We start from the raw sequence: 2,455 nt of genomic DNA on the forward strand, positions 1-2,455 counted from the left end.
GAAATGGAGTTTGAACTGATTGGGACGCCTACTTATAGTAGTACTTCGGTTATGGACGCGACACGCCCTTATTTGGAACGTCGTTATGTTCAAATTATGTTTGAATACGACTTCCAAGATTTTACTTATGGAGGTAGTGGTACAGAAGTAATTCCTATCAAGTATAGAGTAGCAGGAAGTATGACGCTTCTGCGGAATATCAATACGCAGATTCCGGATGAAGACCAGCAGATTGAATGGTAATAATATAGATAATGAAATGAGGTTGTGTCAAAACGCTGACACAGCCTTTTTTTATGCGCAAAGCCCAGACTTTCTCAAGCCCGGGCTTTGTTATTACCCAAAGTTTTCGTATCTTTAGGTATAAAGTTTTTCGTTATGGCAAAGTTACATTTTCGTCCTTACATTCCCAACCAAACCGTTCTTTTTCCACAAAGAATTGATGAAAACATAGTTGCGACCGACCCGGTCCGCATCGTGAATGCTGTTATTGACAATCTCAATCTTGAGAGTTTCAAGAAGCTTTATAAGGAAACGGGCCGTTGTCCTTATCATCCTAAAATGATGCTTAAGGTGATAATCTACGCCTACATGAATAATATCTATTCTTGCCGTAAAATAGAGAAGCACCTCCTTCGTGACATTCATTATATTTGGCTTGCCGGTAATGAGCATCCGGATTTTATCACGATCAACCGTTTTCGTAACCGTGTAAAGGAGGAAATAAATAATGTATTTACCCAGTTGGTTCTTGTCCTTGCCGATAAAGGTTTCATCAGCCTTGATGTGGAGTATATCGACGGCACCAAGATTGAATCCAAAGCCAACAAATATACTTTTGTCTGGCGCAAGACAGTCGAACGGAACCGTACGAGACTAATGGATAAAATCCGTATTCTCTTGGAACAGGTGGATGAAGCCATTGCACAGGAGAACTCTATAAAAGACACATCCGTGGAGTTTACTCCCTGCAGGCTCTCTGACATAGTGGATGAACTTAAAGAAGCCCTGGAACGCCAGCCTGCAACAAAGGATAAGGAAGAAAAGAAAGCCCTGCGCAAAAAGAAGAAGCAGGTCATGGAACTTGAAGGGTATCGTGACAAGCTGATAGAATACGACAATCACCTTGATACCCTTGGAGAACGTAACTCCTATTCCAAGACCGATCCTGGTGCCACATTCATGCGCATGAAAGAAGATGCCATGAAGAACGGGCAGACCAAACCCGGATATAATCTGCAAATAGGTACTGAAAACCAATTCATCACAGACTTCCGTCTGTTTCCCAACCCTACCGATACACTGACCCTCATACCTTTTTTCCACTCTTTCCAGTACCGCTATAACCGTTTACCGAATATCTGTGTGGCAGACTCCGGTTACGGTTCGGAAGAAAATTACCGGTTCATGCAGGAGAATGGGATAGAAGCCTTCATCAAGTACAATTACTTCCATAAAGAACAGCGTCCTCGTTATACTCCCAACCCATTCCATGCCGAAAGTCTCCATAACAATGCCCAAGAGGATTATTACGTTTGTCCTATGGGACAGCACATGAACCGTATAGGAACCAAACGTGACAAGACAGCGAGCGGATACATCATCGAAAGTGCCCGGTATAAAGCAAAAAGATGCGAAGGTTGCCCTTTGCGTGGCAGTTGTTTTAAAGCTCGGGGGAACCGTATTATAGAAGTCAACCACCGATTAAATCAATACAAACGGCAGGCACGGGAAAGGTTGCTCTCAGAAGAAGGTATCAAGCATAGAGGCAGGAGGTGTATAGAACCAGAGGCTGTGTTTGGACAAATGAAATACAACATGGCATACAGAAGATTCCGGCATGTGGGAGAAGACAAGGTTACAATGGACTTTGCTTTCTTTGCTATAGCTTTTAATATCAAAAAAATGTGTGCTAAACTGATAAAAGAAGGAAAGGGGCTCATTACAGTTGCCAAATATATGTTTATGGGACTATTTATAACCCGATATAATTGGAATATAGCAACTTGTTGCCAAATGCATGAGGAAAAAGCAGCATAGCCAAAAGAAAATATAGCAGAACTGTAAAATATAAAAGAGGTTGTGCCAACGTTTTGACACAACCTCCATTTTTTTACATTTACTTCTGTTATTACTTCTTCGAAAATAGTGACGGTATATGCCCGGGATAGTGACGGTATCGGACCAAGATAGCGTCACTATTTGTCTTGGATACCGTCACTATCTTACTTTTATTAAATTATACTCCGTAGTATTTTTAGTTATTCTCTGTTTTATAGGTGATTACAAAAATCTATTCCATACGTCTACTATGTAAATCGTATGCAATAAAATAAAAAATGAGAAGAAATTTATTTAAACATATCCTTTGGATATTGATACTTGCAGAGTGTTTTCCTCTATTGGCAATTGCCGGATCGCAGCAAAAGGAACAACGTTATAAAATAGCCGTATG

At 40.7% G+C, this 2,455-nt stretch carries 1 protein-coding gene and 2 pseudogenes; all 3 read left to right on the forward strand.

The window, feature by feature from the left end; translation table 11 throughout:
• A pseudogene (locus tag AB5935_RS24395) lies at positions 1-243 on the forward strand (hypothetical protein); the annotation flags it as partial.
• 135 nt (positions 244-378) lie between these two features.
• Positions 379-2,040 carry an IS1182-like element ISBf3 family transposase gene (locus AB5935_RS24400; protein ID WP_004300475.1) on the forward strand — a complete coding sequence of 554 codons (1,662 nt, stop codon included), beginning with the start codon at positions 379-381 and terminating at the stop codon, positions 2,038-2,040.
• 299 nt (positions 2,041-2,339) lie between these two features.
• Positions 2,340-2,455 (forward strand): annotated as a pseudogene (locus AB5935_RS24405) (sugar phosphate isomerase/epimerase); the annotation flags it as partial.

This window comes from Phocaeicola sp. RTP21198st1_B8_RTP21198_201120 (genome assembly GCF_040929485.1).
Lineage (GTDB): Bacteria > Bacteroidota > Bacteroidia > Bacteroidales > Bacteroidaceae > Phocaeicola > Phocaeicola dorei.